Raw genomic sequence first — 13407 nt, 5'->3', positions numbered from 1 at the left:
TTTTACATCTCCGCGAGCTTTTCGCGGATGCGGCGCGCCATGCCTTCGGCATCGATGCCCAGCTCTTTGTGGAGCAGCGGCACCTTGCCCTGCTGGATGAACTTATCGGGGATACCGAACACGAGCAGCGGCGGAACCTTCGCCGGCGGACGCTCGGCCAACGCCTCGAGGATGCCTTCGCCGATGCCGCCTTCGATCACGCCCTCCTCGGCGGTGCACACCAGGCGGCATTCGAGCGCCGCCTTGCGCACGGCGTCCTCGTCGAACGGCTTGATCCAGCGCATGTCCACCACGCGTACAGAAACGCCTTCGTCAGCCAGGATGTCGGCCGCGCCTTCGGCCTCCTGTACCATGCGCCCGAACGCCAGGATAGCAACGTCGTCACCCTCGCGCGTAGTGCGCGATTTGCCAACCTCGAGCATCTGAGGCTCTTTCGGCAGCTCGACGCCACGTGCCTCGCCGCGCGGATAGCGCAGCGAAACCGGGCCGTCCAGGGCGAGCGCCGTATGCAGCATGTGCACAAGCTCCGCCTCGTCGGACGGCGCCATGGCCTTCATGTGGGGAATCATGCGCATGTACGCGATGTCGAACACGCCGTGATGCGTGGGGCCGTCGTCGCCTACCAGACCGGCGCGGTCGAGGCAGAACACGGTATGCACATCAGGCAGCGCATTGTTGATAATCGCCTGGTCAACGGCACGTTGCATAAACGTGGAATAAATAGCGACCACGGGCTTCATACCAGCGATAGCCAGACCGCTTGCCATGCCAACCGCATGCCCCTCGGCGATGCCCGTATCCACGAAACGCTTGGGGAACTTCTCGGCGAACGGCGCCAAGCCCGTGCCATCTTTCATGGCAGCCGTGATGGCGACGATGCTCTCGTCACGCTCGGCCTCGGCGAGCAGCGCCTTGCCGAACACGCTGGTGTACTTAGGCGCAGCGGAGGAAGACTTCTTCACCTCGCCCGTCGCGATGTCGAACGGACCCACGCCGTGGAACACATCGGGATGCTTCTCGGCGGGCTCGTAGCCGGCGCCCTTCTTGGTAACCACATGCATGAGAACGGGGCCGTCCGCCTCGAGCACCACTCGCAGCGTGTGCTTGATAGCGGCGATGTCGTGACCCGGAATAGGCGCCGTGCACAGGATGCCCAGCTGCTCGAACAGCATCTCGTCGGGAATGATCATCTGCTTGATGGAGTCTTTGACGTTGCGGCCGAAATCAACCAGGCCGCGACCCCATCCGCCGCGCGACTCGAGCGCATTCTGAATTTGGTCGCGCGTACGCGTGTACGACTTGGACGCGCGCTTGTGCCCCAGGTAGTTGGCGAGCGCGCCCACGTTGCGCGAGATGGACATCTCGTTGTCGTTGAGGATGATGACCATGGGCGTCTGCGCCTGGCCCACATGGTTGAGCGCCTCGAACGCCATACCGCCGGAAAGCGCGGCATCGCCGATGATGGTCACGATTTTCTCGTCGCTGCCGCGCAGATCGCGCGCGAGCGCAAGACCAAGCGCCACCGACACCGAGTCGGATGCATGGCCGGAAGGATGCACGTCGTAAGGGCTCTCAGACGCCTTGGGAAAGCCGGAAAGGCCCTGGTACTGACGCAGCGTATCGAAATCCTTGAGCCTGCCCGTGACCAGCTTGTGGGCATAGGACTGATGGCCCACGTCGAACAGCAGCTTGTCGTGGGGGCAGTCCATGACGCTGTGGCACGCAAGAATCAGCTCCACCACGCCCAGGCTCGGCGCCACATGGCCGCCGGTCTTGGACGTAGTGCGAATGATCTGCTCACGAATCTCGGACGCAAGAATCTGAAGCTCCTCATCGGTGAGGACCTTCAGATCTGCGGGAGATTCGATCATGTCAAGGATACGATGTTCCATAATCTCAGCTTTCTCACGGGCGGCGCCTGCCTCGCCGGATAAGCATCTTACCAGTGCCGATTAAGGCTATTCCTGCCCTTCGCCCTCCGCATGCGCAGCGGCTTCAGGCTCGCCGTCCATAGACTCCAGAAGCTCCGTGGCTTTCATGCCCAGCTTTACCGCCTCGTCGTACAAATCGAGCGCGGCATCCAACGGCACGTCGTCGCCCTTCACCTGGGCCGCAATCTCCTCCAGGCGATCGCGGATGCTGGCGAACGTCTCCTCGGTCTTGGCGTCCATGCGCTACTCGCCCTTCGCCTCGTCGGCGGCGGGTTCGTCGGCAGCCGCCTCGACGGAATCCTCCGCGGGCTCTGCGTCGTCGTCGACCGGCTCATCCGCAGCTGCATCCTCAGCAGCCGCCTCGTCGGCACCGCCTTCCATGTCGCGAGCGATGCGGCCCAACACGCCGTTCACGAAGCGGTGCGAATCGTCCTCGCCGCCGAACTCCTTGGCAAGCTCAACCGCCTCGTTGATGGCGACGGAAACAGGAACGTTGTCCACGTAATTCATCTCATACACGGCAAGACGCAGCACGCAGCGGTCGACCACGGGCATGCGGTCGATCGCCCAGTTCTGGGAGCAACCGCTGATGGCGGCATCGATGTGCGCGGCGTGCGAGGCGACCCCCATCACCAGAGAGCGCGCGTAATCGTTCATCCCCGCCTCTTCCGGAAGGAGGTTTTCCTCCAGAACCTTGTCGGCGGGAACGCCCAGAATCTCGCTTTGGTACAACGCCTGCAGCGCACTGCGGCGCGCAAGCGTACGCTCATGTCGTTTAGCCATGAAAGATAGTCCTTAATGTGTCGGTTATGGAAGCACCTTCACCGAAGAAGGCGCGCAATCTAGTCGGCGAAGCGAATGCCGTCCACATACACGTCGATAGACGCGATAGCGAAGCCCACCTGCGTGGTGACGGCGTCGGCGATTGCCTGGCGCACAGCGGCGGCAACCTCAGGGATGGGCTGGCCGTAGTACACGTCGATATGCACGGCGACCTCGATGCCCTCGCTTTCGTTCATGTGCACGTCGATGCCCGCACCGGCAGGCTTAGCGACGAAACGCGAACGCAGCCCGGAGAAGCTCGAGGACCCAACGTTGGCCACGCCCTCCACGTCGCGCGCGGCGATGGCGATGATGGTTTCCATGACTCCGGGGGCCAGGCCCAAACCGTCTACATACAGCTCTTCGCTCATGAACGTTCCTTTCATTCCAACGCCCCGCTCCGCGGATGGAGCTATTCGGCGCATACGTCGCTTTGCGAGCCTTTGCGCACGGCGCATGCGCTCGCTTGCTTTAAGTATCCTGCTATTGTACCCCAAAGCGCACAAAACCCGCGCGCATAGTGAGCATCGACGGAATTTCCTAAACCCAAAGAAAAACACCGCCCAAACGAGCGGCGTCTCATACGAAAAAGCGCCGTCCGGACAGGACGGCGCAACTCTTACAGTCCAGTGACTTCGATGAAGTCGGTGCGGGCCTCGCCCTTCTGGAAGATCTCAGTCTCCAGCACTTTCTGGTGGAACGGAATGGTGGTGGCGATGCCTTCGATCTTGAACTCGGCCAGGGCGCGGCGGCCGCGCTGAATGGCCTCCTCGCGATCCTTGCCCCACACGATGAGCTTGGCCACCATGGAGTCGTAGAACGGCGAGATAGTGGAGCCAGCCTGGATGTAGCTCTCCACGCGCACGCCCGGGCCACCCGGCACGTCGAAGCGCGTGATGTTGCCGGGGCACGGACGGAAATCATGCTCGGGGTCTTCCGCGTTGATGCGGAACTCGATGGCATGGCCGTTCGGGGAGAACGGCGCCTGGCCCGCGCAGCTCATGGGCTCGCCGGAGGCGATGCGCAGCTGTTCCTTGATGATGTCCACGCCGGTGATCTGCTCGGTCACGGGATGTTCCACCTGGACGCGGGTGTTCATCTCCATGAAGTAGAACTTGCCGGATTCGTCAAGCAGAAACTCGATGGTACCCGCATTGCGGTAATCAACCGCGCGCACGGCCTTGACGGCGGCCACGCCCATGTCGCGACGCAGCTGGTCGTTGAGGGCGGGCGACGGAGCCTCTTCCAGCAGCTTCTGATGGCGGCGCTGGATGGAGCAGTCGCGCTCGCACAGGGCCACCTGGTTGCCGAAGTCATCGGCGAGCACCTGAATCTCCACGTGGCGCGGACGCAGCACGAGCTTCTCCAGATACACGTCGCCGTTGCCGAAGGCCGCCTGGGCCTCGGCGCGCGCAGCGGTGAAGGCGCTCTCTAGCTCCTCGGGCTTATGCACTTCGCGCATGCCCTTGCCGCCGCCGCCGGCGGACGCCTTGATGAGTACGGGGTATCCCACGCGCTCGGCGAAGGCGCGGGCGTCTTCCACGCGCTCCACCACGCCGTCGGAACCGGGCACGGTGGGCACGCCGCAGGCCGTCATGGTTTCGCGAGCCGCAGCCTTGTTGCCCATGCGCTCGATGCACTCAGGTGAGGGGCCGATGAACACGAGGTCGTTCTCGGCGCAGGCGCGGGCGAAATCGGCGTTTTCGGCCAAGAAGCCGTAGCCGGGATGCACCGCCTGGCAGCCGGTGGTCACGGCCGCGGCGATGATGTTGGACATGTTGAGGTAGGACTTGCCCGCAGGGGCGGGGCCGATGCACACGGCCTCGTCGGCATAGCGCACGGGCAGCGTGTCCTTGTCGGCCACCGAGTACACGGCGACCGTCTTCACGCCAAGCTCGCGGGCAGCGCGCATGATGCGCAGCGCCACCTCGCCGCGGTTGGCTACCAGAATCTTATCGAACACGTTCTATTCCCCCTCGCCCGCATCGGCCTGGCCGTGCGGCTCGATGTAGAACAGCGGGGTGCCGAACTCCACAGGAGTGGCGTCTTCTAGACACACCTCGCGCACGGTGCCCATCTGCGGGGCGGCGATCTCGTTCATGAGCTTCATGGCCTCGACGATGCACAGGGTCTCGCCGGCAGCGACCTCGTCGCCCACCTTGACGAACGGCGGCTCGCCCGGAGCCGGAGAGGTATAGAACGTGCCCACCATGGGCGCGGAAACCTCGATCCAGTTGGCGGGACGCGCAGGGGCGGCAGCAGGCGCGGGCGCCGCGGCGGGAGCAGCGGCAGGTGCGACGGCGGCGGCAGGAGCGGCAGCCACGGGAGCGGCGGCAACGGGAGCCACGCCGGGCATGCGCACGTTGATGCGAACGCCCTCTTCTTCGACGGTGATCTCGCCGACGCCGGACTCTTCAACGACCTTCACCAGCTCGCGAATCTGATTGATATCCACGTAATCATCCTCCTTGGCCTGGCTGGATTCACGCTCCAGCAGGAAATCCACTCGTTCGGTAGCGCGGTGCTTCGACAGGAAGGTGCGCGCCTCGTTGGGGAACATTGCGTACATGAGCACGTCTTCTTCGCAGGTGGCCAGATCGCCGATTTCCTGCTTGACCTGCTCGTAGGTGGTGGTGGCAAGCGACGCCGGCGACACGTCGGGCGGCAGCGTCTCGGAATTGCCCACGACCTTCTTGTAGATGGCGGGATCCACCGGGCCCGGGGTCTTGCCGTAGTAGCCGCACAGGTAGTCCTTCATCTCCTTGGACACCAGGCTCCAACGCGAACCCGTGAGCACGTTCATGACCGCCTGCGTACCCACGATCTGGCTCATAGGCGTGACCAGCGGCGGATAGCCGACCTCGGCGCGGACGCGCGGAATCTCGCGCATGACCTCGTCCACGCGATCGAGCGCGTTCTGGATTTCCAGCTGCGCAATCAGGTTGGACATCATGCCGCCGGGAACCTGATGCGAGAACACCTTCATATGGGTAAGGCTGGAAACGCCGCGCTTGTAGTGGCCGCGCTTGCGCACTTCCTCCCAGTAATCGGCGATCTCGAACAGCAGATCCAGATCGTAACCGGTATCGTACTTGCTCTCCTGCAGGGCGGCGACGATGGTTTCCACCGCGGGATGGCTGTTGCCGAACGCGAGCGGAGCGCTGGCGGTGTCGGCGATCATCGCACCCGCCTCGGCGGCCTTGACGATGTTCATGGGGGCCATGCCGCCGACATAGTGGCAGTGCACGTGCACCGGCAGACCGATCTCAGCGTTGAGAGCCTTCACCAGGCGCTCGGTGCGGAACGGGGTGAGCATGCCGGCCATATCCTTGATGGCGATGGAGTCGGCGCCCAGATCCTTGAGCTGCTGGGCGTATTCCAGATAGCCGTCAAGGGTATGCACGGGCGACACCGTGTAGGAGATGGCGCCTTCGAACCAGCCGCCGCACGCCTTGATGGCCTCGGCGTTGTCCACCACGTTGCGGATGTCGTTGAGTGCGTCGAACACGCGGAACACATGAATGCCGTTGCGCTTGGCCGCGGCGATGAAGTGATTCACGATGTCCTTGGAGTAATGCTTGTAGCCCACCAGGTTCTGGCCGCGCGAAAGCATGGCAAGATCGGTGTTGGGCATATGCGACTTGATGGCACGCAGGCGCTCCCACGGGTTTTCATCCAGGAAGCGCAGGCAGGTGTCGAACGTGGCACCGCCCCAGGCCTCTACCGCCCAATACCCCACCTTGTCCATCTTAGGCAGGATAGGCAGCATATCGCCGAGCTGCATACGCGTGGCCCACAGGCTTTGCTGGCCGTCGCGAATGGTGGTATCCATAAGTTGCAAACCGGGCATGCTTCACCTCTCTCTTCGAGCGTCGTGTGCGCCGCTGACGAAGGCGATGGCTGCAAAGCGCCGCACCGCTTCGCCGAAAGCGCACAGCTCCGGTTATACGAGCGTCTTATTATAGGGAATGCATCAAGCATTTACTTTGACGTTCTAAGTTTCCACGACAAAACTGCACGCTTTAATGCACTAAAGCACTATATCGCGCGATAGTGCGCTTGTCGAGAGGCAAAGCAATGCCGCCGGTCAACGGCGTCGAACGGCGAACAAGCCATTCTCCAGCGTTTGATCACAGCGGCTTGAGCGCTGTGCCGCAATCCGAGCGTCTTCACCACAACCTGAGCGCACTGCCGCAGAACGTCGGCTCAGCCAAATGCAATATGCCTCCCGACACGCCCCGAGGAACCCCGATTCTTTTAAACTTGCCGACCTGGTCCTCTCTGCCACGGCCCCACATCAGATGTTAGTCTCGGAATCGCTTAGTGTACGACCAAGCAACTTGTAGCCATTTTTTACTTCGAATGGGCGCGTACACGCTTCGATTTGGACTACCTGGTCATTTTTCGTTCGAATGGGCGATTGAATGATTGCGCACGACAAGTTTCAGCCTTCTTTTTCTCACGCATTGAAGCGCGTGCGAGCGAATCGGCATAGCATTGGATGAATTTGAAGCGACCACTTACAAAAGCATGCGAATTTGAACCATTGTGTCGCCCAGTTGGACGCAAAAATGACCCGGGCACATCTTTCGAATTGCTTTTTCGCCCATTCGAAAGAAATTTGACCATTCGAGCCTGCCACGCTGCAGCATGCGTCCGCTGAACACAAAAGCAAACCGCTTGCTGGACCTCGCAAGATCAGGGCAAAACAGCGAAAGCCGCTCTCGTGCCGGAGATTCGGCAGAGAGCGGCTTTCGTTATGCTGCAAAATTGCAGGTCGCCGCAAAGACAGCGAGAGTTCGCGAGGTGCGCCAGATTCACTTGCGGAATCGGAACGAAACAGTGAGACGCAGCGCCTCAAACGTAAAAGCGCCGGCTGGAAAGCCGGCGCAACAATTAGACACGCTTGACGAAACGGCCGTCGCGGGTGTCGATCTGCAGGATGTCGCCCACGTTCACAAACGTGGGGACCTTAACCTCGGCGCCGGTCTCGAGCGTGGCAGGCTTGGTGGTACCCTGCACGGTGTCGCCCTTGAAGCCGGGCTCGGTCTCGGTGACCTCGAGCTCCACGAACATCTGGGGCTCGCAGCCGATCAGATCGCCGTCGGCGTACTCGAGCGTCACGGGGTCGTTCTCCTTGAGCCACTTGGCCGTCTCGCCCACGTTATCGGTGGGAAGCGAGAACTGCTCGTAGGTGTTGGGGTCCATGAAGTAGAAATCGGCGCCGTCGTTGTAGAGGTACGTCATGGTCTTCTGCTCAAGACGCACGGTCTCGAACTTCACGCCGGAGTTCACGGTGTCGGAATACACGCGGCCGTTGCGCACGTCGCGCAGCTTCATGCGCACGAACGCACCGCCCTTGCCGGGCTTGACGTGCTGGAACTCGATGATGGTGCACATCTTGTTGTTGTACATGATGCACATGCCGTTCTTGAAGTCGGCGGTAGAGATGGTAGCCACGGGTGCTCTCCTTCTTGATCGTTACACGCTCGCGCGCGGCGAACAACGTCCGCGCTTGCGCGTGGTAACCTCGTTCGCATGCTTTAGGTAAACAAAAAGACGCTAAATTATAGCAAGTTCATGCGTGGATTGCGTGAAAACCATGAAACCGTCTTCGGTAATCACGCCGAAGTCTTCCAGACGGCAACCGAGCGCACCCGGCAGATACACGCCCGGCTCAACAGTGACCACGTTGCCCGGCGCAAGCGGCTTCGGATTACGCGGCGAGAGGTTGGGCAGCTCGTGGATGTCGATGCCCACGCCATGTCCCAGGCCGTGTCCCATCTTGCCGCCGAAGCCGTGCTCTTCCAGCACGCGCTCGGCAAGCTCGTGAGCCTCCTTGCCCGTCACGCCCGGACGCAGCATGGCCTCCACCGCCTCGTTGGCGGCACGCACGGCGGCGTACACCGCCTGCGCCTCATCGGTCGCATGGCCCATGCACACGGTGCGTGTCATATCAGAGCAGTAGCCGTCCTTCCGCGCCCCGAAATCCATCACCACCATGTCGCCGTCCCGCAAGCGACGCTGCCCGGGGATGCTGTGCGGCGCGGCGCCGTTGGGGCCGCTCGCCACGATGGACGAGAACGCCAGGCCCTCGGCGCCCATGCGGCGCATGGTTTCCTCAAGTTCAAGCTGCACTTCGCGCTCGGTCATGCCAATGCGCATGAAGCCGCAGATATACTCGAACGCGGCGTCGGTGATGCTCTGGGCGGCGCGCATCGCGACAATCTCGGCCTCATCCTTCACGGCACGAAGCCCGCGCACGAAATCAGACGTTTCCACAAGCTCGGGAGCAAATCGGTTGTCCCTGAACGCCGCCTCCAACGCGCGGAACTCGGAAAGCGGCATCGAATCCTCTATGCCAAAGCGGCACACGGCCCGCCCGGGTTCGCTCCCCCGCTGCTCATGAAAGCGCTCGAATCCCTGCGCCGCCCACTTCGCGTGCGAGACCGCCTCGCCGTCGATCGTCCACGGCGTGCCCTGCGCGGCGCGCGATGCGGCATCGGTGTAGCGGGAATCGGTATGGAGGACGCTCGTCCGAGGCGTCACGAATGCCAGATGCGTCGGCTCGTCGTCGAACACGTTCTCGAACCCCGTAAGCCACCTCACGTTCGAGATATCGCGGCAGTAGAAATCCGCAATGCCCTCTTCTGCCATCTTCGCGCGCATGCGCTCCAAACGCTTCGATTCCATTCCACCCATCTTCTTTCGTCGATTCACCTCGGGCGCGACCGCCCTGGCGATGCGAGTTTACGACTCGTCGGATATATAGATGCCACGCTGTTTGAGCTCTGCCGTGATGGCGGCCGCAGCGGCGGCCGTGCCTTTATTGCTCACGTCCACATGAGCCTGCGCCACCTCGTCGTAGAGCGGTTTGCGCTCATCCCACAGCGCCTGCGTGTCGCAGCCTTGCGCGAGCAGCGGACGCGTGCGCATGCTTTTGATGCGCGAGAGCGAGCCTTCCATGGAAGACTCGAGCAGCACCGTAAACCCTTGGGTTTTCAGCAGTTCACGGTTCTCCGGCAGCGCCACGATGCCCTCGCCGCACGAGATGACCGCAGGGCCCAACGCGGCGCATTCGGAAAGCGCCTTGGCCTCTGCACGGCGCAGCCATTTCTCGCCGCGCTGTTTGAACAGGCGATTGGCGTCGCGGCCGTGCTTGCGCTGGAGAAAGGAGTCCACGTCAATGGCGGCCACGCCCAAATCGCGCGCCAAACGCCGCGCCACCGTGGTCTTGCCCACGCCCATATAGCCCACGAGGAACACGTTCTGTTTCAGCACGCCCATGCGATCACCTGGCCGCCCTGGCAAGACGCGCATTGTAGGCATCGAGCGCCGCGTGAACGTCGCCCATGCAGTCACCGCCGAATTTCGCGCGGTATGCCTGCGCCAACGCGAACGCGAGCTCGGATTCGACCGCCACGGCAACGGAAGGAACGCGGCAGGCGTCGAAATGACCGGGGGTGCATGCGGCGGACTCGAGCGTTTCCATATCGAGCGCCGATACGGCTTTGTTCAGCGCAGGCGGGGCCGCCACGGAAACCGTCATGACCACGGGCAGCCCGGTGGACACGCCGCCCTCTACGCCGCCCGATCGATTGCTGGAGCGCGTGAACCCCATGGAGGTACAGGCGGCCGCATCTGTGGCCTGCGAGCCGCGCAGGCCGTCCGTCGCGCACGCAAACTCGACGCCGCGCACGCCTTCCACCGAGAAAGCCGCAGTGGCAAGAAGCGGAAGGACGCTGCCGCCGGAACGCATATCATCGCCCAGGCCGGGCACAAGCCCCGTTATCGCCACGCGAAATGTGCCGTCAAGGGTATCGCCCTCAAAAACAGCCTGGTCGACTTGGGCTTCCATGGCACGAGTCGCCTGCGCCGAAGGGCATCTCAGCGAGGACATCTCGATATCGAGCGGTGTATAGGCAAAGCGCTCGGACGCATCGGGCTCCTCGCGCATGGCGGCATCGCCGATACGCGTCACATATGAGTGGATCTCTACGCCCAAATCGGCCAAGAACTCGCGCGCCACGCCGGCCGCCGCCACGCGCATCGCGCCCACGCGCGCATCGGCACGATCGCAGATATCGCCGCAATCGTCAAGGTCGCGCTTAAGCGCACCGGCAAGCTCAGAGGTTCCGGGGCGCGGAATGCTGCGCTGGCGGTCGAGCGTCGACTCGTCGGGCGCCTCGGCGCGCGCCAGGCACAATCCCACAGGAGCACCCGTGGTGCGCCCCTCCCGCACGCCGGCAAGCAGCTCTATGCCCTCGTAGGCACGCTGCTGCGCGGGCCTTCCGTGCAGGCGGTCCCAACGGGCGATATCGTCGTCAATGTTTTGGGGATTGATGCGCAGACCAGCAGGCACGTCGTCCACGACGGCAACCAAACCCAGCCCGTGCGCCTCTCCGGCATCCATGTATCGCATGTTTCATCCTTCGCGCGTTTTATCTCGCGCAAGATTGTAGCATGCACGCGATTCCATCATGTGATTCTATCGGGCCAATCGCCCAGACGCCAAAAGTTTCGGCAAAGCCAACTCATTACCGATAAAGCCAACTGATCATCGAGACACGGAACGACACAGTGAGCGGGGGCGAGGTGCGTCATATGGGCGTGAAAGAGGAAGGACGCGTACTTCGTACGCGACGACCGAATGAACAGCCAGATGGCGTGCATCGCCCCCGCGCAACGTCGCATCGCCTCAAACGAATAAGCGCTGTTCGGAAGAACAGCGCAATGAACTACTTCTCGGGCTTCATGTGGCCCATGATGGGTCCTTCGAGATTGCGAAGGAGCAGCGTGTGCCACAGGTCGGTTTCGACGAGCGAGCCCACCATGTATGCCTTCATGCCCACGCCGTGCGCACCCCACACGTCGGTCACCATCTGGTCGCCGATGCAGAGCGTGGTCGCGCGATGGGCCCCGATCTTCTTCATGGCCATGCGATACGCAAACGGCAACGGCTTAACCGCATGCGACACAATCGGCAGCCCCAGGCGATCGGCCCACTCGTGCGCGCCGTGATGCCAGTTGTTGCTCAAGATGCATGCGACGATACCGGCCTCGCGCAGAGCATCGAGCCAGGCGCGCACATCGTCGGGCACCTCATGGGTGTCGCGCGTGAGAAGCGTATTGTCCAGGTCGAGCAGCACGTGGGTGAATCCTGCACCTTTGATATCCTCAACGGGATCGATGCTGGTCACGCGCTTGAACAGGCGGTCGGGTGCTAGAAACGACATCAATGAACCCTTCTGGCATTACAAGGGCGCCCGTATCGGGGCACCCAGCGAATCAAACTTTTCAGATGAACGCAGCCCGCACAGGCCGCAAACGAACATGACGCACAGAACGCGCCCGTTGAGGGCGCGTTCAGATAGGCGAAATCTTACAGGTGCTCGGCGATGGCTGCCTGATGCTCGTCGTAGGTTTTACTGAACGCGTACTCCGTCTCGCCGGCATCGTTCGTCCAGAAAATGAAGTAGTAATAATCGCCGTAATCGCTCGCCGGAGCGCACACCGCCTGCAAGCAATCGATGCTAGGCGAACAGATAGGCGTGGGCGGCAAGCCGGGATTCGCATAGGTGCTGTACGGCGTATCGGCCTGAACCTCATCGCCCGAAGGATCATGGCCCACCTCGAATGCCGTCGTGGCATCCGACTGCAGGTAGCCGAACGTCTCCTGGTTGTCGGGGCTCAGGCGGTTGTAGAACACCGCGGCCACCTGGGAGCGAATCTGCTCGTCGCCGCTGGACTCCTTCTCCACGATGGAAGCGAGGTTCACCGCGTCGTAGATGGAAAGCCCCTGGCTTTCGGGGTACGACCAGTCGAGCGAGACGGTTTCGGTGCGGAACTGGTCGAGCATCATGCGGATGATGGAATCGGCCGTGTCGCCGTCACGCAAGTCGTAGGTCTTGGGGAACAGGAAGCCCTCGAGCGAAGCTCCTTCGGGTGCGCCGGAGAGGAAGTCATAATCGGCGGCATAGTTGGCAACCGTGGCCTGGGCCGTGAAGTCGGCCGCAGTCACACGGCCCTCGGTGGCCTGTTCGACCGCAGAAGCGATATCGGAGAGCTTGTAGCCTTCGGGGATGGTGAAGCCGAGCGTGCCCAGGTTGCCCGTGGCGACGGCGTTGATCACGTCGTCGAGCGTCATGCCTGCGGCGAAGGAATACGTGCCGGCCTGGAACTGCGAATCGACGCCCAGCTCCTTGGCTCGCGCGAGGAAGTCGCTCGCGCTGGGAACCGCGGCGGCGTTCTGCAGGGTGCTGGCCACGTCCTGGGCGGTGGCGCCATCGGGGATAGTTACTTCGACGTCGGCCTGGGTGGCGACCTGCGTGCCATCGACGGGCTCCGCCGAAGAACAGCCGCGCATGGCGGTGGAAATACCGAGCACGGCGACCACGATCACGATTACCGCGAGAATGCCCGCCACCACCATGGGGGCCTTGCTCTTTTGCGGACGGATGTGCGAGGTATCGTACGTGCGGAACTGACGCTCGCCCTGCGCATGCACCATGCGGGCGCGATGGGTGGGGTGCGAACTATACGTGATCTGCTTACGCGGCATGGGCATTTCCTTTGCAGACATCGGGCGCGCGAGCGGGCCGCGCGCGGTCTAATTATTTTGGGAATCGAGCCAGACCTGGAGAAACAGGCTCGC

Annotated in this window: 12 protein-coding genes; all 12 read right to left on the bottom strand. The window is 62.5% G+C overall.

Features of this window, described 5'->3' with window-relative positions; all coding sequences use genetic code 11:
• Window positions 1-2: 2 nt before the first annotated feature.
• The 12 genes from dxs to mltG all read right to left on the bottom strand — a co-directional run bounded on the left by dxs (window position 3) and on the right by mltG (window position 13314).
• Window positions 3-1892 carry a 1-deoxy-D-xylulose-5-phosphate synthase gene (gene dxs / locus Q0J60_RS01295; RefSeq protein ID WP_294438393.1) on the bottom strand — a complete coding sequence of 630 codons (1890 nt, stop codon included), beginning with the start codon at window positions 1890-1892 and terminating at the stop codon, window positions 3-5.
• A 66-nt stretch (window positions 1893-1958) separates the two neighbouring features.
• Entirely contained in the window at window positions 1959-2171 is a 213-nt protein-coding gene (locus Q0J60_RS01290) for an exodeoxyribonuclease VII small subunit (RefSeq protein ID WP_294438392.1), read from the bottom strand.
• 3 nt (window positions 2172-2174) lie between these two features.
• Window positions 2175-2714 carry a transcription antitermination factor NusB gene (gene nusB / locus Q0J60_RS01285; RefSeq protein ID WP_294438391.1) on the bottom strand — a complete coding sequence of 180 codons (540 nt, stop codon included), beginning with the start codon at window positions 2712-2714 and terminating at the stop codon, window positions 2175-2177.
• A 59-nt stretch (window positions 2715-2773) separates the two neighbouring features.
• On the bottom strand, window positions 2774-3124 hold the full coding sequence (locus Q0J60_RS01280) for an Asp23/Gls24 family envelope stress response protein (protein WP_294438390.1): 351 nt from the start codon (window positions 3122-3124) through the stop codon (window positions 2774-2776).
• Window positions 3125-3372: 248 nt separating this feature from the next.
• Window positions 3373-4716 carry an acetyl-CoA carboxylase biotin carboxylase subunit gene (gene accC / locus Q0J60_RS01275; protein ID WP_294438389.1) on the bottom strand — a complete coding sequence of 448 codons (1344 nt, stop codon included), beginning with the start codon at window positions 4714-4716 and terminating at the stop codon, window positions 3373-3375.
• Window positions 4717-4719: 3 nt separating this feature from the next.
• Entirely contained in the window at window positions 4720-6603 is a 1884-nt protein-coding gene (gene accB, locus Q0J60_RS01270; protein WP_294438388.1) for an acetyl-CoA carboxylase biotin carboxyl carrier protein, read from the bottom strand.
• 1046 nt (window positions 6604-7649) lie between these two features.
• On the bottom strand, window positions 7650-8213 hold the full coding sequence (gene efp / locus Q0J60_RS01265; protein ID WP_294438387.1) for an elongation factor P: 564 nt from the start codon (window positions 8211-8213) through the stop codon (window positions 7650-7652).
• A 102-nt stretch (window positions 8214-8315) separates the two neighbouring features.
• On the bottom strand, window positions 8316-9446 hold the full coding sequence (locus tag Q0J60_RS01260) for a Xaa-Pro peptidase family protein (protein WP_294438386.1): 1131 nt from the start codon (window positions 9444-9446) through the stop codon (window positions 8316-8318).
• A gap of 57 nt (window positions 9447-9503) precedes the next feature.
• The gene (locus Q0J60_RS01255) at window positions 9504-10040 is read right to left on the bottom strand and encodes a shikimate kinase (RefSeq protein ID WP_294438385.1); all 537 of its coding nucleotides are present in this window, start codon (window positions 10038-10040) and stop codon (window positions 9504-9506) included.
• 4 nt (window positions 10041-10044) lie between these two features.
• Window positions 10045-11175, bottom strand: a complete 1131-nt coding sequence (aroC, locus tag Q0J60_RS01250) for a chorismate synthase (protein ID WP_294438384.1) — start codon at window positions 11173-11175, stop codon at window positions 10045-10047.
• A 316-nt stretch (window positions 11176-11491) separates the two neighbouring features.
• Window positions 11492-11989: a YqeG family HAD IIIA-type phosphatase gene (locus tag Q0J60_RS01245; RefSeq protein WP_294438383.1), complete on the bottom strand. Its 498-nt coding sequence runs from the start codon at window positions 11987-11989 to the stop codon at window positions 11492-11494.
• 146 nt (window positions 11990-12135) lie between these two features.
• Window positions 12136-13314 carry an endolytic transglycosylase MltG gene (gene mltG / locus Q0J60_RS01240; protein WP_367178760.1) on the bottom strand — a complete coding sequence of 393 codons (1179 nt, stop codon included), beginning with the start codon at window positions 13312-13314 and terminating at the stop codon, window positions 12136-12138.
• Window positions 13315-13407 lie beyond the last annotated feature (93 nt).

The organism is uncultured Slackia sp. (assembly GCF_944321625.1).
Taxonomy (GTDB): domain Bacteria; phylum Actinomycetota; class Coriobacteriia; order Coriobacteriales; family Eggerthellaceae; genus Slackia.
The sequence above is the reverse complement of the archived record's forward strand: the minus strand, read 5'-3'. Positions and strand labels throughout refer to the sequence as shown.

Bases quoted from the DNA above. Each gene is read 5' to 3' on its own strand.
- aroC (WP_294438384.1), bottom strand. From the start codon at position 11,175: ATGCGATACATGGATGCCGGAGAGGCGCACGGGCTGGGTTTGGTTGCC.
- dxs (WP_294438393.1), bottom strand. From the start codon at position 1,892: ATGGAACATCGTATCCTTGACATGATCGAATCTCCCGCAGATCTGAAG.
- Q0J60_RS01260 (WP_294438386.1), bottom strand. From the start codon at position 9,446: ATGGAATCGAAGCGTTTGGAGCGCATGCGCGCGAAGATGGCAGAAGAG.
- Q0J60_RS01280 (WP_294438390.1), bottom strand. From the start codon at position 3,124: ATGAGCGAAGAGCTGTATGTAGACGGTTTGGGCCTGGCCCCCGGAGTC.
- Q0J60_RS01290 (WP_294438392.1), bottom strand. From the start codon at position 2,171: ATGGACGCCAAGACCGAGGAGACGTTCGCCAGCATCCGCGATCGCCTG.
- Q0J60_RS01255 (WP_294438385.1), bottom strand. From the start codon at position 10,040: ATGGGCGTGCTGAAACAGAACGTGTTCCTCGTGGGCTATATGGGCGTG.
- nusB (WP_294438391.1), bottom strand. From the start codon at position 2,714: ATGGCTAAACGACATGAGCGTACGCTTGCGCGCCGCAGTGCGCTGCAG.
- accB (WP_294438388.1), bottom strand. From the start codon at position 6,603: ATGCCCGGTTTGCAACTTATGGATACCACCATTCGCGACGGCCAGCAA.
- mltG (WP_367178760.1), bottom strand. From the start codon at position 13,314: ATGCCGCGTAAGCAGATCACGTATAGTTCGCACCCCACCCATCGCGCC.
- Q0J60_RS01245 (WP_294438383.1), bottom strand. From the start codon at position 11,989: ATGTCGTTTCTAGCACCCGACCGCCTGTTCAAGCGCGTGACCAGCATC.